Here is a 21,983-nt window from a genome sequence, read left to right on the forward strand (position 1 = left end):
CCGGGTTCGACCGGAGACGTGCCCGGTCTCACCATGTGAGTTCGGGCGGTCGCTTCCGGTGCCGCCGGTCCGCCGACGCGGTTTCAGTCCGCAGACAGATCTCGCCTGCCGGGATTCCCACGCGGTTCCTCCCGGAGGGCGGCCCCGCCTGAGCGAGAGCACACCGCCGACCAGGATAGCCCGTCCGGCGTGCCGTCATCCACAGGGGGTCACCGCGGGGCGGGGCTCTTGCTCACTCCGTGAGTGGGGATGACCGTCGGGTCCATCGGGCCGTTGTCGCCGCCGTTCCCGGTCGAGAGCGCGGCCACCACCAGGAACATCAGGATGGTCAGGAACAGCCCGGCCCCGCTGATCACCATCCCGGTGATCGCCGTGCCGCGCCCGGTGTACTCGCCGTTCGACAGGCGCACCTGGCGCAGGCCGATGAAGGACAGCACCAGGCCCATGCCGCCCAGGAAGACCGCCAGGACGGTGAACGCGATGCCGAAGACCGCGTCCCGGAACGCCACCCCCGCGCACAGCACCGCCACGGCGGTGAGGATCGCGGCCGACCCGGCCAGCACTCCCCCGATGGCCGGCCCGGAGTGGATCGGCTTGATCTGCGGCAGCATCAGCTGGTACCCGGCCGGTCCCGGCTGCAACTGCCCGGTGTAGCCGTAGGGCATCTGCGGACGCCCGATGCGCGGCGGCACCGGCGTCGGCGCGCCCATCGGCTGCCTGACCACCGGCTGCGGCGCGGGCTGCGGCGGCTGGACCGGCGGCAGCAGCGGCTCGGGCCGGTAGGCGGGCGGCACGATCGGCGCGCCCCGGAAGTCGGGCCCCGGGATCGCCGTCACCGGCGCGTCCTCCACGGGCCCGTCGTCGAAGAAGGGCCGGGCGCCGCGGTCGGCGGGCGGGCGCGTGGCACCGGGCTCGCCGTTGTCCCAGCTCGGCTGCGCGGGCTCATGGACGGGGGGACGCGTCGCCCCGGGCTCACCGCCGGGCCAGACCGGCTCGCCATTGCCGCCCGGCGCGGCCCAGCCGCCGGTCTCCTCACGACGTTCCTGCTCGCTCACCGGCAGCTCAATCCACGTTCGAAGGGAAGTCGGCGGTCCCGCCCGGCGAACCGCCCACCCGCACGGCCAGCCAGACGACCACCCCGAGCAGGACCGCGCCCAGCGCGATGAGCAGGGCCAGCCGGGCCAGGAACCGCCCGCGCCGGACCTTCACGCTGCCGGTCAGGAAGCCCTTGGAGGCCAGGATCTCCGCCTCGGCCTCACCGGCCAGGCGCAACGCGAGGATCGCGGGCACCACCCCGCCGATGAACGGCGCGGTGATCACCCCGACGATCGCCAGCCCGAACGCCGTCGCCGCCTTCGTCGAGGGCACGGGGTCGGGATCGCGCGGATCGCGAATCTCACCGAGGGCCTGCTGCTGCACCCCACCATCATGCCCTCCCGGGGAGGAACGGGCGCCGACGGGAGGTTTTTCCCTCGCCGGTTCAGCAGTCCCCCTCGTAGTACAGGTTCACGCCCCGCCAGCCCCCGTCGTGTTCCCTCATCACCACCGCCACGCGCTGCTCGGGCTTGTCGGCCGGATCGGCCGGCTCGCCGTCCCGCAGCTCACGCCGTCCGTCGTAGTCGACGCAGGCCGTCACCCGGTACCCGCCGCCGGTGACCTCCTCCTCGGCCACGACCCGGCGGGCGACCTCGCCCCGGACGGCGCCCCCGGCCGCGGCCCGCTCGGCGATCACCCGCCGCAGCGTGGTCAGCAGCGGGTCGGCGGCCACGACCAGGTCCGGATCGCCCGCCCGCTCGGCGCGTCCCCAGGCGACCCAGAACTCCTCGTACCCGGACGACAGCCCGGCCGGAGGGGACGCGGCCCGCGGCGCCGGGCCGCCGCATCCGGCCAGCGCCAGGAGGGTCACCACCAGCCATTTCATGTCGCCGCCCGCGCCTTCGCCAGCTGCGCGTCCTGGCCCCGCCGGACCGCGTCGAGCTCGGCGGCGTGCCCGGCGGCCAGCCGCTCCTGGTAGGCGCCGACCAGGCCGCGCCAGGTCGCGGGCAGGCCCACCGCGTCCTTGCAGGCGACGTCGGCGGTGGCCAGGGACCGCTCGACGTCGGTGACCGCCTCGGGCCAGTACTGCCACTGCGCCTCGGCGGGCTCGGCGTAGCGGTGGCCCCGGCCGGACATGCACGCGCTCCACGCGTCGAGGGCCGCTCTCCCCCGCTCGTCGGCGTGTGCGCCGTCCTCCGCCTCGCCCGCCAGCCGCGAGACGATGGACGTGTCGGGCCCGGCCAGCGCCCGCCGCGCCTCACCGGCGCAGCCCCCGTCCGGAACGCCGGCGGGCGCGGTCTCCCCGGGCATGGGACCGGCGTAGGCGACGCGCACCGCACGGTCGGTGGTGGACAGGCGCTCGCGCAGCCGCGGCGGCGGGCGGTACCCGTACTCGGCGGCGTGCGCGGCGTCCAGGAGGCCGATCGACAGGCCCGACTCCCACGGCCTGGCCGCCGGGACCGGGTCGGGCGCCCAGTCGTGGCCGAGCCGCGCCATGCACCGCGCGGTCAGGCCGTCGACGGCGGCGGCGATCTCCGGGGCGGGACGGAAGGCGTCCAGCGGGAGGGCGGCGGCCGCGTCCAGCGGCACCGGCCCGGCGCCCCCGCCGCACGCGGCGAATACCGGCAGCACCAGCGCCGACAGCAGGATTTCCCTGAATGGCTTCATTATCCCTCCCCGCGTAACATTGGCTTACCCGAGGCGTCATAAAAGCGTCTGGAAATGAGCGATGACCTCGCCGAATTCCCTCGTTGCGCAATGGGCAAAAATCTCGGCTCCCGATCTGTGCACGCATCTACCCTGCGCGAAATACCGGGCGAAACGGGTACGCGCGAACGACGTCAACGCGCACCCGTCCCGATCAGCACGGGCCGATCCCGCCCGTCCAGGTGATGACCGAGTCGTGCGAGTATCCGGTGACACCCGTCTTCAGGTTGGTGTGGTAGTTCCATTCCCCGACGTAGCAGTACACGTTGGCGCCATCGCCGCGGTAGCCCAGGCCGTCCGGCCCGCCCCACCCCGGGTTGTGCCAGATCCTGGCCCCGTCGGCGGTGTAGTCGCCCGGATTCGCCGAGACCACCGGCGCCGCCACGACCATGCCCATGACCGCGATGCCCGCCACCGCCAGGGCCTTCAGGCCCCACATACCGCGGCGGAAATTGAACGGTTTACGCATTAGCCGCTCCTCCCCTTGAGTGCTCCTTGCGTGAACGTTCGGGGACGGGTGGCGCCTGTTCCGAAACCGCATGTCCGGCCGCGTGCGCGGCCCGTTCCCAAGGGCCAACCTACGCACGCCCGATCGGCCAATTCAAGGGCAAACAGCGGCATTGACGACTTCCCGCCAAGTGGGTGACTATTGCGCAGCGCGAGCGAGATGTGACATCCTGCGAATGACATCCCGACCCACCCGAACCCCTAGGGGGACTTTGCCATGGCGGAAAGGGCAGGTCAGCGGCCCAACTCGCGGCAGCTGAGGATCTTGCTCCTGATGCATGACGGATACACCGATCAGCAGATCGCCGACGAGCTCTACCTGGGAATGCGCACGGTCGAGCGCGAGATCAACCGCCTCATGCGAATGTCCGGAAGCCGATCGAGGTTCACCCTGGGCGCCGCCGCGACCCGCCTGGGCTGGCTGGGCGCCGCGACGCACTGAGACGACCCCGCACCGACCCGCAAGAACCCGCAGCACACCGACCGCCGCCACCGGCCGGACCCGGCACGCGCACCCGCCGCCGGGAATGCGGACCCATCGGGACGCCGGATGCCCGCGCGCCCGATCACCGCGCGGATCCCCGCCACGGATCCGCCGCACCGGGATCAACGACGACCCGCAGCGCGCGCGGGCGGCTCATGCTGCCCGCGCGCGGGGCCCGTCCAGCACACGGCGACTCCCCGCCACACCGCGTCCGCGGCCCCCTGCGCGCCTTCAAGAACCACGCTCGACGTGATCGTGGCCGTGACCGTCATCGAGGCCGGCGTGGACGTCCCGAACGCGACGATGATGGTCATCCTGGACGCCGACCGCTTCGGGGTGTCCCGGCTCCACAGGCTGCGCGGCCGGGCCGTGCCCGCTGGCCGGCGAGGCCCTGGCCTCCTGGCCTCCTGGCCTCCTGGCCTCCTGGCCTCCTGGCCTCCTGGCCTCCTGGCCTCCTGGCGAGCATCGCCACACCCGGCGATACCCCCGCCGCGGCGCCCCGAAACGCGCTCCAGCTCGGCGTCTTCCCGCCACGCTCCCCCGCCCCGGCCCCACCTTCATCCCGCTTCTGACGCAAACCCGACCGTTCCTCCCGTTGCCACAGTGAATATCCGTCTTGCCCCACCCTCACTCGCGTGGCATCATCCACCCTGCGGTGGGGAAGCACCGGCGGCACCGCTCGCCGTCCGGTCGTCGCGGGATACGGGGTGAGGAGCATGTCGGCTGATCCCGGCCTATACGGGAACCTGCACGAACACCGGGAAATGCATCGGGACAACAGAATCCGGCCGGAGAACTCCCGGCCGCGCACCAGGCGCGGTCCGGACCGCCTCAACGAACGGCAGACGCACATCGTCACGCTGCTCGCGGAGGGCGCCTCCGACGTACAGATCGCACGTCGCCTGTACATCGGCCAGCGCACGGTCCAGCGGGAGGTCGCGTCCTTGATGTCGCAGGTGGGGGCGGCGTCGAGATTCGCGCTGGGAGCGGAGGCGGCCCTGCGGGGCTGGCTCTGACCCAGGGGACTCACGACGAAAAAAGGCCCCCCTCCCGTGCTGGGAGGGGGGCCTCAAACGTGCTTAGAACGTACCGCCGATGTCGAAGTCGTCCAGCGGCACCGCGGCGCCGCCACCCGGACCGAAACCGAAACCGGTCGGCTCGTCGTACCCGGACATCGAGTACACGCGCGCCTTGGCCTCCTCGGTCGGCTCGACCCGGACGTTGCGGTACTTGGCGATGCCCGTACCGGCCGGGATGAGCTTACCGATGATGACGTTCTCCTTGAGGCCGACGAGGAAGTCGCCCTTGGCGTTCATGGCCGCCTCGGTGAGCACGCGGGTGGTCTCCTGGAAGGAGGCCGCCGACAGCCACGAGTCGGTCGCGAGCGACGCCTTGGTGATACCCATCAGCACGGGACGGCCGGAGGCCGGCTCCTCGCCCTCGGCGACGATGCGGCGGTTCTCGGTCTCGAACCGCGCGCGGTCGGTCAGCGAGCCGGGCAGGAACTCCGTCGCGCCCGAGTCGATGACGGTGACGCGCTTGAGCATCTGCCGCACGATGATCTCGATGTGCTTGTCGTGGATGAGCACACCCTGCGAGCGGTACACCTTCTGCACCTCGTCCACCAGGTGCATCTGCACCTGACGCGGGCCGAGGATGCGCAGGAGCTCGTGCGGGTCGATGGTGCCCTCGTGCAGCTTGTCGCCGACGCCGACGTGACCGCCGTCGTGGACGCGCAGCCGCACACGCCGCGAGATCTTGTCGTACACGACCTCTTCGCCGCCGTCGTCGGGGACGATGACGATCTTGCGCGACTTGTCGGTGTCCTCGATGCGGACCCGGCCGGCGACCTCCGCGATGGAGGTCTTGCCCTTCGGGACGCGCGCCTCGAAGATCTCCTGGACACGCGGCAGACCCTGCGTGATGTCGTCACCCGCCACACCACCGGTGTGGAAGGTACGCATCGTCAGCTGGGTACCGGGCTCACCGATGGACTGGGCGGCGATGATGCCGACCGCCTCACCGATGTCCACGCGCTTACCGGTCGGCATGGACCGCCCGTAGCAGGCGCCGCAGACACCGATCGCCGACTCGCAGGTCAGCACCGAGCGGACCCGGACCTCCTGGACGCCGTTGGCGACCAGCGCGTCGATGAGCGGCGCGGACAGGTCGGTGCCCTCGGCGACGATCAGGTTGCCCTTGTCGTCGGAGATGTCCTCGGCGATGGTGCGCGCGTAGACGGCCGTTTCGGCGTGCTCGTGCTTGGTGATCGAGCCGTCTTCGTGCTTGTCGGCGATGGGCAGGCGGATCGCGCGCTCGGTGCCGCAGTCCTCCTCGCGCACGATGACGTCCTGCGACACGTCCACCAGACGGCGGGTCAGGTAACCCGAGTCGGCGGTACGCAGCGCGGTGTCGGCCAGACCCTTGCGGGAACCGTGCGTCGAGATGAAGTACTCCAGCACCGACAGGCCCTCACGCAGCGAGGACTTGATCGGGCGCGGGATGATGTCGCCCTTCGGGTTGGCCACCAGGCCACGGATCGCGGCGATCTGCCGCAGCTGCAGCATGTTGCCTCGGGCACCGGAGTTGATCATCTTCCACAGGGGGTTCTCCTGCGGCAGCGAGTGCTCCAGCTCCTTGGCGACCTCGTTGGTGGCGTTGGTCCAGATGCCGATCAGCTCGACGCGGCGCTCCTCGGCGGTCAGCAGACCGCGCTGGAACTGCTTCTCGATGCGCTCGGCTTCCTTCTCGTACCGCTCCAGGATCTCGGCCTTGCGGGCCGGCGGGACGACGTCCTCGATGCCGATGGTGACGCCCGACCAGGTGGCCCAGTGGAAACCGGCCTCCTTGAGCGCGTCCAGCGACGCCGCCAGCTGCACCTTGGGGTACCGCTCGGCGAGGTCGTTGACGATGTCGGACAGCTGGCTCTTGCGGACCTCGTAGTTCACGAAGCGGTAGTCGACGGGCAGGGTCTCGTTGAACAGGACCCGGCCGAGGGTGGTGTCGACGATCAGCGGCGTGCCGGTCTCCCACTCCTCCGGAGCCGACCACGCGGGGGCGGCGCCGTTGTCGATGGTGGAGATGCCCTCCAGGCGGATCTTGATCGGCGCCTGCAGGTTCAGCTCGTTGGCGTCGTGCGCCATGAGCGCCTCGGCGACCGAGCTGAAGGACCGGCCCTTGCCGATCACATCGTCACGGCCGTGCGTCAGGTGGTAGAGGCCGATGATCATGTCCTGGGTGGGCATGGTCACCGGACGGCCGTCCGACGGCTTGAGGATGTTGTTGCTGGACAGCATGAGGATGCGGGCCTCGGCCTGCGCCTCCGCCGACAGCGGCACGTGCACGGCCATCTGGTCGCCGTCGAAGTCGGCGTTGAAGGCGGTGCAGACCAGCGGGTGGATCTGGATGGCCTTGCCCTCGACCAGCTGCGGCTCGAAGGCCTGGATGCCCAGACGGTGCAGCGTGGGCGCACGGTTCAGCATGACCGGGTGCTCGGTGATGACCTCTTCGAGGACGTCCCACACGACCGGACGCGCGCGCTCGACCATGCGCTTGGCCGACTTGATGTTCTGCGCGTGGTTGAGATCCACCAGGCGCTTCATCACGAACGGCTTGAACAGCTCCAGCGCCATCTGCTTGGGCAGACCGCACTGGTGCAGCTTCAGGCGCGGGCCGACGACGATGACCGAACGGCCCGAGTAGTCGACGCGCTTGCCCAGCAGGTTCTGGCGGAAACGACCCTGCTTGCCCTTCAGCATGTCGCTGAGGGACTTCAGGGGCCGGTTGCCGGGACCGGTCACCGGGCGGCCGCGACGGCCGTTGTCGAACAGGGCGTCGACCGACTCCTGCAGCATGCGCTTCTCGTTGTTCACGATGATCTCGGGCGCACCGAGGTCGATGAGGCGCTTGAGGCGGTTGTTGCGGTTGATGACCCGGCGGTACAGGTCGTTGAGGTCGGAGGTCGCGAAGCGGCCACCGTCCAGCTGCACCATCGGGCGCAGCTCCGGCGGGATCACCGGCACGCAGTCCAGGACCATGCCCATCGGCGAGTTGCCGGTGGTGGCGAACGCCGCGACGACCTTCAGGCGCTTCAGGGCGCGGACCTTCTTCTGGCCCTTCCCGGAGCGGATGGTCTCGCGCAGCAGCTCCGACTCCTCGGCCAGGTCGAGGTTGGCGAGGAGCTCCTTGATGGCCTCGGCGCCCATCCCGCCCTTGAAGTAGTCGCCGAAGCGGTCGTACAGCTCGCGGTAGAGCATCTCGTCGCCGATGAGCTGCTTGGCGTCGAGCTTGCGGAAGGTGTCCAGGACCTCTTCGAGCCGGTCGATCTCGCGCTGGGCCTTGTCGCGCAGCTGGCGCATCTCGCGCTCGCCGCCCTCCTTGACCTTGCGGCGGACGTCGGAACGGGCGCCCTCGGCCTCCAGCTCGGCCAGGTCGGCCTCCAGCTTGGACGCGCGCTTCTCCAGCTCGGCGTCCCGCATGTTCTCCAGCTGGCGCTTCTCGGCGGCGATCTCGTTCTCGACCGTCGACATGTCGCGCGTGCGCGCCTCGGCGTCCACCGAGGTGATCACGTAGGCGGCGAAGTAGATGATCTTCTCAAGGTCCTTGGGCGCGATGTCCAGGAGGTAACCCAGACGCGACGGAACGCCCTTGAAGTACCAGATGTGGGTGACGGCGGCGGCCAGCTCGATGTGGCCCATCCGCTCACGGCGCACCTTCGCCCGGGTCACCTCGACGCCGCAGCGCTCGCAGATGATGCCCTTGAAGCGGACGCGCTTGTACTTGCCGCAGTAGCACTCCCAGTCACGGGTCGGACCGAAGATCTTCTCGCAGAAGAGCCCGTCCTTCTCCGGCTTCAGGGTGCGGTAGTTGATGGTCTCCGGCTTCTTCACCTCACCGTGCGACCACTGACGGATGTCCTCTGCGGTGGCCAGACCGATCCGGAGCTCATCGAAGAAGTTCACGTCGAGCACTTGGTTTCAATCCCCTTGTTGTTGCTAGCACTGTCTATGGGGTCTTGGCGGGAGCCGCCAGCCGAAGCGGCGGCTCCCATCGATCTGACCTAGGCGCCTTCGAGGTCGACGCTGCTCGGCTCGTGCCGGGACAGGTCGATGCCGAGCTCCTCCGCAGCGCGGAAGATCTCGTCATCGGTGTCGCGCATTTCCAGCGCCACACCATCGCTCGAAAGGACCTCGACGTTCAGGCACAGGGACTGAAGCTCCTTCAGCAGCACCTTGAACGACTCCGGGACGCCGGGCTCGGGGATGTTCTCGCCCTTGACGACGGCCTCGTAGACCTTCACGCGGCCGACGACGTCGTCGGACTTGATGGTGAGCAGCTCCTGCAGGGCGTAGGCGGCGCCGTACGCCTGCATGGCCCAGCACTCCATCTCACCGAAGCGCTGACCACCGAACTGGGCCTTACCACCGAGCGGCTGCTGCGTGATCATCGAGTACGGACCCGTCGACCGCGCGTGGATCTTGTCGTCCACCAGGTGGTTCAGCTTCAGGATGTACATGTAGCCCACGGCGATCGCGTCCGGGATCGGCTCGCCGGAGCGGCCGTCGTACAGACGCGCCTTGCCGTTACCGCCGACCATGCGCTCGCCGTCGCGGTTGGGCAGGGTGTTCTCCAGGAGACCGACGATCTCGTCCTCGTGGACACCGTCGAAGACCGGCGTACCCACGTTCGAGTTCGGCGGGGCCTCATCGGCGCCGATGGAACGCAGCGCCTTCTTCCAGTCGGCGTCCTCGCCCTCGATCTTCCAGCCCTGCTTGGCGATCCACCCGAGGTGGACCTCCAGGACCTGGCCGATGTTCATGCGGCCGGGCACGCCCAGCGGGTTCAGGACCACGTCGACAGGGGTTCCGTCGGAGAGGAACGGCATGTCCTCCTGCGGCACGATCTTCGAGATGACGCCCTTGTTGCCGTGACGGCCGGCGAGCTTGTCACCATCGGAGATCTTGCGCTTCTGGGCCACGTAGACGCGGACCAGCTCGTTCACGCCGGGCGACAGCTCGTCGCCGTCGTCGCGGGAGAACGTGCGCACGCCGATGACCGTGCCGGTCTCGCCGTGCGGCACCTTCAGGGAGGTGTCGCGGACCTCGCGGGCCTTCTCACCGAAGATGGCGCGCAGCAGGCGCTCCTCCGGGGTCAGCTCGGTCTCACCCTTCGGGGTGACCTTGCCGACGAGGATGTCGCCGTCGCGGACCTCGGCGCCGATGCGGATGATGCCGCGCTCGTCGAGGTCGGCCAGCATCTCCTCGGAGACGTTCGGGATGTCCCGGGTGATCTCCTCCGGACCGAGCTTGGTGTCACGGGCGTCGACCTCGTGCTCCTCGATGTGCACCGAGGTGAGCTCGTCCTCCTGCACGAGGCGCTGCGACAGGATGATCGCGTCCTCGTAGTTGTGACCCTCCCACGACATGAACGCCACGAGGAGGTTCTTGCCGAGGGCCATCTCGCCCTTTTCGGTCGAGGGACCGTCGGCGAGGACCTGGCCGCGCTCGACCCGGTCGCCCTCGTTGACCACGGGGATCTGGTTCACGCACGTGCCGGCGTTGCTGCGGCGGAACTTGTGCAGCAGGTAGGTGCGGCGCAGGCCGTCGTCCTGGTGGACGGTGACGTAGTCGGCGCACAGGTCCTCGACGACACCGGCCTCTTCGGCCACCACGACGTCACCGGCGTCGACGGCGGCGCGGTACTCCATGCCGGTACCGACCACGGGCGACTTCGGCCGGATGAGCGGCACGGCCTGCCGCTGCATGTTCGCGCCCATGAGGGCACGGTTGGCGTCGTCGTGCTCAAGGAACGGGATCATCGCGGTGGCGACCGAGGTCATCTGCCGCGGCGAGACGTCCATGTAGTCGACGAGGTCGGGGGTGACCAGGTCGGCCTCACCGCCCTTACGGCGAACCAGGACGCGGTCGGTGACGAAGGTGCCGTCGGCCTTGATGCGCTCGTTGGCCTGGGCCTTGATATAGCGGTCCTCTTCGTCGGCCGTCAGGTAGTCGATCTGGTCGGTGACCACACCGTCGACGACCTTGCGGTACGGCGTCTCGATGAACCCGAAGGGGTTCACGCGGGCGAAGGAGGACAGCGCGCCGATCAGGCCGATGTTCGGGCCCTCGGGCGTCTCGATCGGGCACATGCGGCCGTAGTGCGACGGGTGAACGTCGCGGACCTCCATGCCGGCGCGGTCGCGCGACAGACCACCCGGGCCCAGCGCGGACAGGCGGCGACGGTGGGTCATGCCCGCCAGCGGGTTGACCTGGTCCATGAACTGCGACAGCTGCGAGGTGCCGAAGAACTCCTTGATCGCCGCCACGACGGGACGGATGTTGATCAGGGTCTGCGGCGTGATCGCCTCGACGTCCTGCGTGGTCATGCGCTCGCGGACGACGCGCTCCATGCGGGACAGGCCGACGCGGACCTGGTTCTGGATCAGCTCGCCGACGGTGCGCAGGCGGCGGTTGCCGAAGTGGTCGATGTCGTCCGGCTCGTAGCCCTCTTCGCCCTGGTGGAGGCGGACGAGGTACTCGATCGTGGCGACGAGGTCCTCTTCGGTGAGCGTGTTGGTCCGCACCGGGTCCTCGGCGTGGAACTTCTTGTTCAGCTTGTAACGCCCGACCTTGGCCATGTCGTAGCGCTTCGGGTTGAAGAAGAGGTTCTCCAGCAGCGCCTGCGCGTTGTCCTTGGTCGGCGGCTCGCCCGGGCGGAGCTTCCGGTAGATGTCGAGCAGCGCCTCATCGGTGCCGGCGACGTGGTCCTTCTCCAGCGTGGCCATCATGATCTCGGACCAGCCGAAGCGCTCGCGGATCTGCTCGCCGGACCAGCCGATCGCCTTGAGCAGGACGGTGACGGCCTGGCGGCGCTTGCGGTCGATGCGGACACCGACGGTCTCGCGCTTGTCGACGTCGAACTCCAGCCACGCGCCGCGGCCGGGGATGACCTTGACGTTGGTGAGGTCGCGGTCGGAGGTCTTGTCCGGGAACTTGTCGAAGTACACGCCGGGGGAACGCACCAGCTGCGAGACCACGACGCGCTCGGTGCCGTTGATGATGAAGGTGCCCTTGGGCGTCATCATCGGGAAGTCGCCCATGAACACCGTCTGGCTCTTGATCTCGCCGGTGTTGTGGTTGATGAACTCGGCGGTGACGAAGAGCGGCGCGCAGTAGGTGAGGTCCTTCTCCTTGCACTCTTCGGTGGAGGCCTTCACCTCGTCGAAGCGCGGGTTGGAGAAGGAAAGCGACATGGTGCCCGAGAAGTCCTCGATGGGACTGATCTCTTCCAGGATCTCGTCGAGACCGCACTTGGGCGATGTCTCGTCGGCGACCCGGGCGCGCCACGCCTCATTCCCGACGAGCCAGTCGAAGGACTCGTTCTGGATGGCGAGGAGGTTGGGTACCTCAAGAGTCTCCTTGATCCGGCCGAATGAGATTCGGCGAGGAGCGAGAGCGCTCGAGGTGAGATTGGTCTTCGCAGGGCGGGAAGCTGCCAAGATGCGTCCTTCCGAGGACCTGTGTTGCAACGGCCGTTTAGCGCGCACCCCACACGACCCGTGTCAAACCGGCCGTCTTATCAACGGAGACGCCAAGGCGAAACGAAGACGCTCTTCGAATCGGACAAATGCGTCCAGAAGTCGCGATAAGCGGACAGGTCCCCACGAGTTCAGTAGCGAGAGGGCAGCGCAAACTAGCAGTGTAGCCGAAGCACAGACAACTGTCCAGGCGCCCCTTTGAACCCCCAGGCGGACGCCTCTTGGAACAAGTGTGGCCACGCGTGGTGGCGTTGTCTGCGCATAGCTTGCCTTGACGGAGGTCACGTCGTCAAGGGGGTCGGCGTGTTTTGGTCACGAAGCCGTCACGGTGACGGGTGGTGCGAATGTGACACGAGTCGACCCGGACTCCGCACCACGGCCCGCCGACCTCGGCAAAGTCCCCCACCGAAGCCCGAACCCACCCTGACCGGCCCCTGAGGAGCACGACGGCGATCGATTCGAACAGGTGATCGCGTCCGGGCGTGTCGCACCGCGCGCCACGACGGCGTCCGGGCGGGGAAGAGGAGCGGGAGGAAGGGTGCGCGTGAGGGGAGTGCGCGGAGATGAGAGTACGCGCCCCGCGCACCCGCACCGCGAGGAGGGCGGGCGGAGCGGGATGGAAGAACGGACGCGGAACGCGGGTGGAATGAATGCGAAACGGACCGCCCGCGCCGATCGGGTGATTCGCCCGCGATTCACCCGTGCGTGCAATGAATGCGGCGGCGGTGAGCGCTACCGGCGGAGTTGGGCGGAATGGGTGCGGTGGAGTGGTGGTGGAGTTGTGGTGGTGGAGTGGCGATGGCGTGATTGAGCGGCGTGAATGGGGCGGGGACGTGCGCCATGGCGGCATTGGGTGATTTCGGGCGCGGTGTCCCCCGGGCCGGACGTCACGGTGATCGCGGCCGGGTGGGCCGGGTGGGCCACTCGGTGGCGGTGCCGGCGCCGCCCGCGTGACATCGCGAGGCGCACCCGCTCGGTGGACGTGCGGAAGCCGCGTCGCCTTCCGGCCGGTTCGCCGCCGCCACCGCCGGTGTTCGCTCCGGGCCTGCTGGGCCGCAGTGGCCCGCGACACCGAGAGGCCGTGCGGAAGCCGCGCCGACCTCCGGCGAGTTCGCCACCGTGACCGCCAACATTCGCTCCCGGCCCGCCGGGCCGCAGTCGCCCGCACGACACCGAGAGGCCGTGCGGAAGCGGCGCCACCCTCCGACCGGTTCGCCACCGGCGACGTTCCCTCGCCCTTCAGGCGTCGCGGGCGGGCGGTGGACACGGGTCACTTGAGGCGGCGTGATCCGCTTTCGCCCGCGGTGTCCGGTGCGCTCGGTGCCTCGACCCGGTTCACACGTCGGCCGAGGCGCGCGGGCTGCCGGCCGTGCGAACCCGCACGGCGGGCGAAAGGGTCACCCCGGCGGCCTCGGCCCGCTCGCCTGACGGCGATGTCACGACACCCGGCCGCGCCACGCGACCGAAGCTCACGCCGCGCTCTCACCGCGGGCCGCGCCGGGTGCGGCGAGCTCGTGCCCGGCGATCGGCGCGCGAGGTGCCCGCTTTCGCCGGTCGTGTCGGCGGCTTCCCGGCTCGCCCGAAGCACCGGGCGCGTCGGATGGTGCGACTCGGGCATGCCGTCCTTCACCCCACCTGCGGCTTACTCGAAGCACCGGCACGCCACGGGCCCGCGAGGCCTTTTCCCCACGGCCCGGTCTTCCGGCTACGCCCGCCCCGCCCCGCGTGCCGGTGGCCTCCGTCGTGGCGCGGCTCAGGCGCGGCGAGCGCGGCGGCCGTCCCACCCGTCTCTCTCACCCCTCGCGCACCAGCGGCGCGAGTGCGGCGACGATCTCCGCCACCTCACGCAGCTCGCCCGAGGCGACGGCGATGGTGACGTCGTAGGCCTCGTCGTTGGTCGCGGTCACCGTGACGCCGTTGATCTCGCAGGTCACGGCGGCGGCGATCCAGGCGGGGCGTTTGTTCCCGTCGATGAGCGGGTGACCCTGCCCCAAAGATCGGGTGCCACCGAATGAAAGATCGCCGCGGCCTTCTCCAGCACGGTCGGGTGTCTCTCCACGCCGAACAGGAGGGTGCGGGGTCGCTGGGCGGCCGACTCCAGGAGGTTCTCGTCGCGGACGAGCACGGTCCCGGTGACGGCGAGGCCGGCGAGGCGGCGGAGGTGGGCGGTGGTGAGGTGGCGGATCACGGGGTCACCTCCCGAGGCGTTCGCCTATCCCCAAAACCCCCACCACCCCCTTTCCCGGGTGGTTCGATGGTCCCGACGCCGTGGGAAGGGACCGTCATGAAGATCGTCGTCATCGGCTCCAGCGGGATGGTCGGTTCGCGGATCACCGCCGAGGCCTTGTCGCGCGGCCATGAAGTGGTGGGCGTGAACCGGGAGGGGAAGGCGCCGTCGGCGGATCCGGGGCTGACGGCGGTGGCCGCCGACGCGGGTGACACGCAGGCCATCGCGGGTCTGGCGGCCGAGGCGGACGCCGTGGTCTCGGCGGTCTCGCCGCCGCGGGACGGGTCGCCGCCGGTGGGGCCGTTCCTGGCCACGGCGGCGTCGATCATCGGCGCGGCGCGGGAGTCGGGGACGTCGCGGCTGGTGTGGGTGGGCGGCGCGGGGAGCCTGGAGGTCGGGGGGAACCGGCGGCTTCAGGACACCGAGGGTTTCCCGGACGCCTACAAGGGCGAGGCGGCGGCGCAGGCGGAGGTGCTGGACGTGTTCCGGGAGACCGCCGATCTGGACTGGACCTACATCTCCCCGGCGGCCGAGATCGCGCCGGGTGAGCGCACGGGCGTGTTCCGGACGGGCGGGAACTTCCTGCTGACCGACGCCGAGGGCCGCTCGCGGATCTCGGCGGAGGACTACGCGGTGGCGGTGGTGAACGAGCTGGAGGCGAACCGGCACGTGCGGGAGCGCATGACCGTCGCCTACTGACCTGATGGAAAACGGGAACGACCGGCACCACGGGAGCCGGTCGTCCCCGTATCTACAGGCCCTTGAGCGAGGTGATCTTCCAGCCGTCGCCGACCGGGACCATGGTCACCAGGACGCGGTTCTGGTCGACCTTCTCGCCGGTGATGTTGTCGTTGCGGCGGGTCTGGTCGACGAAGAGGAGCACGTCGACGGACTTGGGTTTGAAGGAGAAGGGCGAGCCGTTCTCCACCGCGACCACGCCGGCGGAGGTGACGGGCGCGACGAGGACGGCCTTCTCCTGCTCGGCCTGGACGCGCAGGGCGTCCATCTGCTTGGCGTAGTCGTCCTTGTAGGCGCCGGTCAGGTGGGCCATGCCGTTGTTCTTGGCGGAGTCGAAGCTGCGGTAGTCGTAGGCGAGGACGGCCTGGACGCCGACGACGGCTTCGGCCTGGGCGGCGGCGACGGCCTTGTCGACGGCTTCGGCGCGGTAGGCGAACCAGGTGACGCCGCCGCCGAGGAGCAGGGCGAGGACGGCGACCGCGGTCAGCCTCAGGGACGCCGCGCGCAGGCGGGCGGCGCTGTTGCGGCGGGCGCGGGCGGGCGCCCGGCGGGGCCCGGGGCTGGGTTTGCGCGCGGGGGCGGTGGTGGCGTCCTCGGTGGGTCGCGGTGCCGGGCGCGGCCGGGTGGTGGTCGTGCCGCCGCTCTTCTTCCCGCGCAGGTTCCGCGAGACGTATTTGCCGCTCATCCCACGAACTCCAGTTTCGAGATGCGCCAGACGCCGTCGCCGCCGAGGGTGAGGCCGAGTTTGACGCGGTAGTGCAGCAGCCGCCCGTCGGGGGCGTTGACGTTGCTGACCTGGGCGTCGCAGGCGACGATGACGCCGGCGGAGTCGGTGTCGGTCTGGTAGACGGGGTCGCCGTGCAGGATCGCCTTGGACAGGACCTTGCCGACGGAGGCGGCCTTGTTGGCCACGATGGTCTCCTTGAGGGCGGCCTGGCCGTTCTTGAACTGGTCGCCGAATTCGCCGGTGGCGCCTTCGACGATGCGCGCGAGGTCGGCGTCGACGCTGGTGGCGGACGTGGTCATGAAGTTGGTGACCAGCTGCCCGGCGGCGTCCAGGGCCTCTTGTTCGAGGCCGTCGGCCCGGTTGGACTCGTACAGGTCCCAGCCCTTCCAGGCGCCGAGGGCGACGGCCCCGGCGCCGATGAGCGACAGGACCACCACCACGACGATCCACAGGGGGGCGCGTTCGTACGCGCTTTCCTTCTTCACCGCTGTCTCCTCCTAGGAAGCGAGGCCGGACAGCAGGAGCTGCCGCCAGGACTGATCGCCGGCCAGCGCGTACTGCCCGCCGGTGCCGCCGAAGACGATGGGCAGCCCGAGGCTGTCGACGACGAGCCCGGTCGCGGGGTCGTATCCGGCGATGGTCGGACCGGCGGGCGCGGGCGCGAGGGCCGGGTCGGGCTTGTCGGGCAGCGGCTCGCCGGGCAGGGGGACGGGCGTGACGGTGGGCCCGGTGGGCCCAGGCGCGTTCTGCCAGCCGCGCACCGATGAGCCGGAGCCCTTCTCGCCGCCGGTGCAGGTGTAGGGCCCGGCGCCCTTGTTGTACACGCACGGGGGCGGGTTGTCGAAGTTGAGCACGAGCCCGAAGTGCGCGGTGCCGTCGCCGGGGGTCACGGTGAAGGACCCGGCCACCGCCGAGGGGTAGGAGATCAGCAGGGACTCCAGTCCGGGCAAGCGGCGCACGGCCACGCCGTTGACGGTGATCATGTTGCCCAGCAGGACGCCCAGGGCCGGGTCGAGGTCGCGGATGAGCCCGGAGACCTGGGTGGTGGCCTTGGGCGCCTCGGCCAGCAGCGAGCGGATGTCGCCGTCGGAGGTGCGCAGGGTGTCGGTGAACTCGCGCAGTCCCTTGGCCCAGGCGGCGATCGCGTCACCGGACAGCGCCTGCGTCTCCAGCACGATCCGGCCGTCCTTGATGAGCGCCACCGTCTCCGGGAGGTAGGCGGTGGCGTCGGTGAGCAGGACGTCGGTGGCGTCCAGGATCTGGGCGAGGGCGTCACCGTTGCCCTCGAAGGCCGCGCCGAGCTCGTCGATGACGACCCCGAGGTCCTCGGGGTCGACGGCGGCGACGAGGTTGTCGAGGTTGGTCAGCAGGGTCTCCACCTTCAGCGGCGGGGTGACCTTCGTGGCCGGGATGGTCTCGCCGGGCGCCAGGAACGGCGCGGTGTCGGAGGCCGGGCGCAGGTCCACGTACTGCTCGCCGACGGCGGAGCGGTTGGCGACCACCACGCTCAGGTCGCGCGGCACCTCCACGCCCCGGTCGATGTCCAGGCGGACGCGCGCGCCGCCGGGGATCAGGTCGATCTCCCCGACACGGCCGATGGGCACGCCCCGGTAGGTGACCGAGCCGTGGGTGTAGGCGCCGCCGGTGTCGGCCATCTCGACGTAGACGGGGTAGGAGCCGTCGCCGATGCCGAGGTACTTGAAGCCGACCACGAGCGCGCCGAGCACCGACAGCAGCGCGAAAACCGCGACCTGGATCTTGGCCTTCCGGGTGATCATTTCGCCAGGCCTCCCAGCAGCAGGTCGGTCAGGCCGCCGACGAGCGGGTCGATGGCGCCGGTGACCGGGTCCTTCTCCCCGGCGGGTTTCCCGGGGACCGGCGTGGGCTCGGGTTCGGCGCCGAACAGGTTCGACAGGACGTTGCCCAGGTCCAGGTCGAGGGTCACGTGCAGGTTCACGAAGTCGCCCTTGATCGCCCCCGACACGTTGTGCGGGAACGGGTAGGACAGCGCCAGCTCCAGCCCGCGCGGGAAGTCGTCCCCGGCCTTCACCAGCTGCTCCAGCACCGGCTGGAGGCTGCGGACGGTGGCCAGGGTGTCCTCGCGGGTCGCGTTGACCACGTGGGTGCCGACCCGGCCGAGCTCGCCGAGCGCGCTCAGCGCCGAGGTGAGGTTCTCGCGCTGATCGGCCAGCACCTCCGCGCCGGGCCCGAGGGCCTCCAGGGCCGCGCCGATGTCGTCCTTCTGGGCGGCCAGTTCGGCGGCGAGCCCGTCGAGGGCCTCGATGGCGGCGACGATGTCGTCGCGCTGGGCGTCGAGGGCGGTGACGAAGACGTCGAGCTGGTTCAGGGTGTCGCGGATGTCGCTCTCGCGGCCCTCCAGGGCGGCGATGAGTTCGGTGTTGATGGTGCGCAGCTGGTCGAGTCCGCCGCCGCCGAGGGTCAGCGCGAGCGCGCCGAGGACCTCCTCGACCTCGGCGGAGCGGCGGGTGCGCTCCAGGGGGATCGTGGCGCCGTCGGTGAGGTCCCCGGCGGGCGGGACGTCGATGGGCGGGCTGAGCGCGATGAACTTCTCGCCCAGGAGGCTGGTCTGGCGCAGCGCGGCGGTGGCGTTGGCGGGCAGCTTGACGTCCTCGTCGACACGGACGGTGACCTTGGCGGTCCAGCCCTCGGCCTCGATGTCCTCGACGTTGCCGACGGTCACGTCGTTGACCTTGACGGCGGAGTTGGCGACCAGGTCGAGGACGTCGGCGAATTCGATGGTGACGGCGTATCCGCCCGCCCCGGCGCCGCCGGGCAGGGGCATCGAGGAGCAGCCGGACAGCACCAGCGCGACGGGGGCGAGGACCGCGAGGAGTTTGCGCATCACTTGCCCCCCACCAGTTTCGCCAGGTCGCCGGGCAGTTTCACGCCCGCCTTGGACAGGGCCTCGGCGAGGTTGACGCATTCGATGGGCACCTGGCCCTCCGGCAGCAGCCCGGCGATGAGGTTGCACACGAACCCGGCGGGGTCGTTGGCGCCCAGGACGTTGTCGCGGGTGTCGAGGGTGCCCGCGGACGGGTTGTAGGCCATCTGGAGGTCGGAGAGGGCCACCGGCGCGTAGGTGAGGGCCTGGACGAGGGCGTTCTGCTGGCGGGCCAGGACGCCGGTCAGCTCGGCGAGGGCGTCGACGTTCTGCACGAGGGCGTCCTTGTTGTCCTCGATGAAACCGGTGACGACGACGAGTGCCCCGGCGAGTTTGTGGAGGGCGTCGCCGAGTTCGTCGCGTTCGCCCGACAGCTGCCCGGCGACCTCGGCGAGCTGCTGATTGAACAGGCGGACCTGTTCGTCGCTGGCGGCCAGGGCGGTGGTGAACTGCTGGAGGTTCTTGATGGTGGCGAACAGGTCGCCCTTGCCGTCGGAGACGGTGGAGAGGGCTTGTGCGAGGGCGTCGAGGCTCTGCCCGAGGGGCGCGCCGTTGCCTTCGAGGTTCTTGCGGGCGGCTTCGAGGAGGGCCTGGAGGTCGCCGTTTCCGGCCGCGCCGTCGGGTCCGAGGGCGTCGGCGAACTGGTTGAGGGCGGTGTAGACCTCGTCGAGTTCGAGGGGGACGGCGGTGCGGTCGGTGCCCAGGCGCGCGCCGTCCTTCAGCTTGGGGCCGCCGGTGTAGGCGGGGGCGAGCTGGATGTAGCGGTCGGCGACGAGGCTGGGCGGCACGACGATGGCGCGGACGTCGGCGGGCACGGGCACGTCGCGGTCCCAGTCGAGGACCACGCTCACGCGTTCGCCTTCAGGGGAGACCTCGCGGACCTGGCCGACCTTGACGCCCAGGACGCGGACCTCGCTGCCGGGGTGGACGCCGACGGCGCGGGTGAGCTCGATGGTCACCGTGTTCTCGCGGGAGGTCAGGGCCCGCCAGGTGAAGAACCCGGCCAGCAGCAGGACGGCGATGGCGGCGATGACGACGACGGGGCGTCGCAGGATGGCGCGCATCAGTTCTTCCCCTCCTTCTTGCCGGGCGGATCGCCGACGCCGTAGGGCTGGAGGAGCCCGTCGATGTAGGAGTCGAACCAGCGGCCGTTGCCCAGGACGTTGGAGAAGGCGGTGACGAAGGGCCCCATGCTGGTGAGGGTGGCCTCCAGGTTCTCCTTGTTGGCCAGCAGCAGGTTCGTGACGCCGTAGAGGCTGTCGAGGGTGGGTTTGAGCTGGGCCTTGTTGTCGGCGACGAGGCCTTCGAGCTGGGTGGCGAGGGCGGCGGTGCCGACCAGGAGCTGGTGGATGGCGTCCTTGCGGTTGCGGACCTCCTCCAGCAGGCGGTTGCCGTCCTGGACGAGCTTGACGAATTCGTCGTCGCGGTCGGCGAGGGCCTGGGTGACGGTCGCGGCGTGGGCGAGCAGCTCGCGCAGCTCGTCATCGCGGGAGGCGATGGTCTGGGAGAGGCGGGCGATGCCGTCGATGGTGGTGTCGAAGCCCTGGGGTGTCTCGCGGAGGGTGTCGGTGAGGGTCTCCATGGCGGTGGCCAGGGCGTCGGTGTCGATCTTCCCGACGGTGTCGGCGAGGCCGTTGACGGCGTCGACGACGTCGAGGGGGGTGGCGGTACGGCCGGTGGGGATGGTCTTGAGCTCGCCGCCGCCGGCGGGCACGAGCGCGAGGTAGCGCTGCCCGAGGAGGGTCTTGAGCTGGACGGTGGCGCTGGTCTGCTCGCCGAGGGTGACGTCGGAGTCGACGCGGAAGTCGACGCGGACGTGCGGTTCGGGCGTCCCGAGTCCTTCCAGGCCGACGCCGGTGACCTCGCCGACCTTGACCCCGGAGACGCGGACCTCGGTGCCGGGGGCGAGTCCGGCGGCGTCGCGGAAGTCGGCGGCGTAGCTGGAGCCGCCGAGGAAGGCGGTGACGTCCTTGATGCTGAAGGCGCCGATGACGCCGAGGACCAGCAGTGCCACCGCGGTGATGCCCATCGGGACGGGGTTGCGTTCGCTGAAGGACTTCATCACCGGCACCTCGCCTTGGGCGAGTTCAGGGTCGCGGGGTTGACCGGGCCGACCAGCGGGAGGGTGACGGTGCCGTCGGCGTTGCAGAGGTAGAAGTTGAACCAGCTGCCGTGCGCGCCGGTGCGGGTGAGGTTGGCGTAGGTGTAGGGCAGCCGGGCCAGCGCGGTCTCGATGGCGTCGGAGTTGGCGGTGAGGTTGTTCGCCAGTTCGCCGAGGGCGCCGATGTCGGCCTTGAGGGAGGGGCGGGCGTCGGCGAGCAGGTCCTGGGTGGCGTCGGCGAGCTGCCCGATGGTGGCGATGGACTGCCCGATGACCACGCGGTCGTCGGCGAGGCCGGAGACGAATTCCTGGAGGCGCGCGATGGCGGTGGACAGTTCGTCATCGCGTTGCGCGACCGTGCCCAGGACGGTGTTGAGGTTGGTGATGACGCGCCCGATGACGGCGTCGCGGTCGGCGAGGGCGGAGGTCAGGGATCCGGTGTGGTTGAGCAGGGACGCGAGGGTGCCGCCCTCGCCCTGGAGGACCTGGACGATCTCGTAGCTGACCTTGTTGACGTCTTCGGCGTTGAGCGCGGAGAACAGTGGCCGGAAGCCGTTGAACAGGGCGGTCAGGTCGAGCGCGGGGTGGGTCTGGGTGAGGGGGATGGTGGCGCCGGGCTGGAGGGGGGCGGCGTCGCCGGGGGCCTCGGTGAGGGCGAGGTAGCGCTGCCCGACGAGGTTGCGGTAGCGGATGGTGGCGTTGACGCTGCCGGGGAGTTTGCGGGAGGCGGAGTCGAGGCGGAAGCCGACGAGGGCGTAGTTGCCGCCGTCGTCCTGGACGAGTTCGACGCTGGTCACCTCGCCGGCCTTGACTCCGGCGATGCGGACGTCGTCTCCGGCGAGGACGCCGGTGACGTCGGTGAAGCGGGCGCGGTAGGCCACGCCGCCGGGCAGGTCGAAGCCGCCGAGCGATTCGGTGAGCAACGCCAGGGCCACGAGCGTCACCACGGCGAAGACGCCGAACTTGACGGCCGCCCTGGCGGTGGATGGGGTTCGCAAGGCTCCTCCCGCCGGGTGTGC

Annotated in this window: 21 protein-coding genes; 4 read left to right on the forward strand and 17 right to left on the reverse strand. The window is 70.3% G+C overall.

Going from position 1 to position 21,983, the window contains the following annotated elements; all coding sequences use genetic code 11:
* Positions 1–209: 209 nt before the first annotated feature.
* The 5 genes from QSK10_RS08060 to QSK10_RS08080 form a co-directional block, all read right to left on the reverse strand.
* Complete coding sequence (locus tag QSK10_RS08060; protein ID WP_285661980.1) at positions 210–1,055, reverse strand: DUF4190 domain-containing protein; 846 nt, start codon at positions 1,053–1,055, stop codon at positions 210–212.
* A gap of 7 nt (positions 1,056–1,062) precedes the next feature.
* Positions 1,063–1,419, reverse strand: coding sequence for a hypothetical protein (locus tag QSK10_RS08065; RefSeq protein ID WP_285661981.1), 357 nt, complete (start codon positions 1,417–1,419; stop codon positions 1,063–1,065).
* A gap of 61 nt (positions 1,420–1,480) precedes the next feature.
* Positions 1,481–1,921: a hypothetical protein gene (locus QSK10_RS08070; RefSeq protein WP_285661982.1), complete on the reverse strand. Its 441-nt coding sequence runs from the start codon at positions 1,919–1,921 to the stop codon at positions 1,481–1,483.
* Positions 1,918–2,703, reverse strand: a complete 786-nt coding sequence (locus QSK10_RS08075) for a hypothetical protein (protein WP_285661983.1) — start codon at positions 2,701–2,703, stop codon at positions 1,918–1,920. The genes QSK10_RS08070 and QSK10_RS08075 overlap by 4 nt, the downstream gene beginning before the upstream one ends.
* A 193-nt stretch (positions 2,704–2,896) precedes the next feature.
* A complete protein-coding gene (locus QSK10_RS08080) occupies positions 2,897–3,211 on the reverse strand; it encodes a hypothetical protein (RefSeq protein ID WP_285661984.1) in 315 nt (104 codons plus the stop codon).
* A 255-nt stretch (positions 3,212–3,466) separates the two neighbouring features.
* On the opposite strand from QSK10_RS08080, the gene QSK10_RS08085 reads away from it, so the two are divergent.
* Positions 3,467–3,691 (forward strand): LuxR C-terminal-related transcriptional regulator, encoded by a 225-nt coding sequence (locus tag QSK10_RS08085; RefSeq protein ID WP_285661985.1) that lies wholly within the window; start codon positions 3,467–3,469, stop codon positions 3,689–3,691.
* A gap of 164 nt (positions 3,692–3,855) precedes the next feature.
* On the opposite strand, the gene QSK10_RS34245 is transcribed toward QSK10_RS08085, so the two are convergent.
* On the reverse strand, positions 3,856–4,047 hold the full coding sequence (locus tag QSK10_RS34245) for a hypothetical protein (RefSeq protein WP_432705325.1): 192 nt from the start codon (positions 4,045–4,047) through the stop codon (positions 3,856–3,858).
* Here QSK10_RS34245 and QSK10_RS34250 point away from each other — a divergent pair.
* Both QSK10_RS34250 and QSK10_RS08095 read left to right on the forward strand, forming a co-directional pair.
* Entirely contained in the window at positions 4,016–4,444 is a 429-nt protein-coding gene (locus QSK10_RS34250) for a hypothetical protein (RefSeq protein WP_432705319.1), read from the forward strand. The two genes, QSK10_RS34245 and QSK10_RS34250, sit on opposite strands and share 32 nt — an antisense overlap.
* A 5-nt stretch (positions 4,445–4,449) precedes the next feature.
* Positions 4,450–4,749 (forward strand): LuxR C-terminal-related transcriptional regulator, encoded by a 300-nt coding sequence (locus QSK10_RS08095; RefSeq protein WP_285661986.1) that lies wholly within the window; start codon positions 4,450–4,452, stop codon positions 4,747–4,749.
* Positions 4,750–4,812: 63 nt separating this feature from the next.
* Here QSK10_RS08095 and QSK10_RS08100 read toward each other — a convergent pair whose 3' ends face one another.
* From QSK10_RS08100 to QSK10_RS08115, 4 genes are all read right to left on the reverse strand, one after another.
* Positions 4,813–8,703, reverse strand: coding sequence for a DNA-directed RNA polymerase subunit beta' (locus tag QSK10_RS08100; RefSeq protein WP_285661987.1), 3,891 nt, complete (start codon positions 8,701–8,703; stop codon positions 4,813–4,815).
* Between the two features lie 89 nt (positions 8,704–8,792).
* Positions 8,793–12,230 (reverse strand): DNA-directed RNA polymerase subunit beta, encoded by a 3,438-nt coding sequence (gene rpoB, locus QSK10_RS08105; protein ID WP_285661988.1) that lies wholly within the window; start codon positions 12,228–12,230, stop codon positions 8,793–8,795.
* 1,832 nt (positions 12,231–14,062) lie between these two features.
* Complete coding sequence (locus QSK10_RS08110) at positions 14,063–14,203, reverse strand: hypothetical protein (RefSeq protein ID WP_285661989.1); 141 nt, start codon at positions 14,201–14,203, stop codon at positions 14,063–14,065.
* Complete coding sequence (locus tag QSK10_RS08115; protein ID WP_285661990.1) at positions 14,200–14,457, reverse strand: hypothetical protein; 258 nt, start codon at positions 14,455–14,457, stop codon at positions 14,200–14,202. Before QSK10_RS08115 ends, QSK10_RS08110 begins: the two co-directional genes overlap by 4 nt.
* A 96-nt stretch (positions 14,458–14,553) precedes the next feature.
* Here QSK10_RS08115 and QSK10_RS08120 point away from each other — a divergent pair, with 96 nt between their 5' ends.
* Entirely contained in the window at positions 14,554–15,195 is a 642-nt protein-coding gene (locus QSK10_RS08120; protein ID WP_285661991.1) for an NAD(P)-dependent oxidoreductase, read from the forward strand.
* A gap of 52 nt (positions 15,196–15,247) precedes the next feature.
* Here QSK10_RS08120 and QSK10_RS08125 read toward each other — a convergent pair whose 3' ends face one another.
* The 7 genes from QSK10_RS08125 to QSK10_RS08155 are packed head-to-tail and all read right to left on the reverse strand — an operon-like array spanning position 15,248 to position 21,962.
* On the reverse strand, positions 15,248–15,919 hold the full coding sequence (locus QSK10_RS08125; RefSeq protein WP_285661992.1) for a hypothetical protein: 672 nt from the start codon (positions 15,917–15,919) through the stop codon (positions 15,248–15,250).
* Positions 15,916–16,446 (reverse strand): Rv1363c family protein, encoded by a 531-nt coding sequence (locus QSK10_RS08130; protein ID WP_285661993.1) that lies wholly within the window; start codon positions 16,444–16,446, stop codon positions 15,916–15,918. Before QSK10_RS08130 ends, QSK10_RS08125 begins: the two co-directional genes overlap by 4 nt.
* 12 nt (positions 16,447–16,458) lie before the next feature.
* Positions 16,459–17,739, reverse strand: a complete 1,281-nt coding sequence (locus QSK10_RS08135) for an MCE family protein (protein WP_285661994.1) — start codon at positions 17,737–17,739, stop codon at positions 16,459–16,461.
* Entirely contained in the window at positions 17,736–18,824 is a 1,089-nt protein-coding gene (locus QSK10_RS08140; protein ID WP_285661995.1) for an MCE family protein, read from the reverse strand. Before QSK10_RS08140 ends, QSK10_RS08135 begins: the two co-directional genes overlap by 4 nt.
* Entirely contained in the window at positions 18,824–19,927 is a 1,104-nt protein-coding gene (locus tag QSK10_RS08145; protein ID WP_285661996.1) for an MCE family protein, read from the reverse strand. The genes QSK10_RS08140 and QSK10_RS08145 overlap by 1 nt, the downstream gene beginning before the upstream one ends.
* Complete coding sequence (locus QSK10_RS08150; protein ID WP_285661997.1) at positions 19,927–20,925, reverse strand: MCE family protein; 999 nt, start codon at positions 20,923–20,925, stop codon at positions 19,927–19,929. Before QSK10_RS08150 ends, QSK10_RS08145 begins: the two co-directional genes overlap by 1 nt.
* Positions 20,925–21,962 carry an MCE family protein gene (locus tag QSK10_RS08155; RefSeq protein ID WP_285661998.1) on the reverse strand — a complete coding sequence of 346 codons (1,038 nt, stop codon included), beginning with the start codon at positions 21,960–21,962 and terminating at the stop codon, positions 20,925–20,927. The genes QSK10_RS08150 and QSK10_RS08155 overlap by 1 nt, the downstream gene beginning before the upstream one ends.
* Positions 21,963–21,983: the final 21 nt, after the last annotated feature.

This window comes from Actinorhabdospora filicis, assembly GCF_030269765.1.
In the GTDB taxonomy this organism is placed as follows: Bacteria; Actinomycetota; Actinomycetes; order Mycobacteriales; family Micromonosporaceae; genus Actinorhabdospora; species Actinorhabdospora filicis.